This window comes from Knoellia aerolata DSM 18566 (assembly GCF_000768695.1).
Classification (GTDB): Bacteria; Actinomycetota; Actinomycetes; order Actinomycetales; family Dermatophilaceae; genus Knoellia; species Knoellia aerolata.
Window position 1 is genome coordinate 1 of the sequence record NZ_AVPL01000187.1, and the last position, 418, is coordinate 418.

2 protein-coding genes are annotated in these 418 nt (G+C 64.4%); one reads left to right on the plus strand and one right to left on the minus strand.

The annotated features are described in order from the left end of the window. Positions 1 to 223, minus strand: a 223-nt coding sequence (locus N801_RS22255) for an AraC family transcriptional regulator (RefSeq protein WP_035941163.1), incomplete at its 3' end; no start/stop codon positions are given. Between N801_RS22255 and N801_RS22260 the strand changes: the two genes are divergently transcribed. Then, a partial coding sequence (locus N801_RS22260) for a hypothetical protein (RefSeq protein WP_211254770.1) occupies positions 210 to 418 on the plus strand: 209 nt, incomplete at its 3' end. The two genes, N801_RS22255 and N801_RS22260, sit on opposite strands and share 14 nt — an antisense overlap.

Consider the following 418-nt stretch of genomic DNA (forward strand, 5'->3'; position numbering starts at 1 on the left):
CCGAGACGACCAGGCAGTGGCGCGCATCGTAAAGATAGGTGTCGCCGCCGAAGTAGCCGCGCTTGCGGCCCTGGCACACGATCACGATGCCGGGGTCGTACAGCACCGGCACGGACTTCAGCGGGCGGTTCGAGCGCAGCAGGCGCACGTCGGGCAGCGCCGTCAGGTTGTAGCCCTCGTCGGGCGCCAGCGCCTGCAGCAGGGCGACCGTGCGCTGGCGCACCCGCGCCTGCGGATCGTCCGCCTGCGGGCCAGCGCAAGCCAGGGGATCACCGGAAGCCGGCGGCGGCGCGGGAACGGCGCTTTTCTTGGTCTGCCTGGAAATTGCCATTTCAATATTTTTAGGCAATGAACAAAGACTCAATGCCATGGATGCCTGGGTACTGCAATTTTATTATGCAATCCATGCCGGCGATAC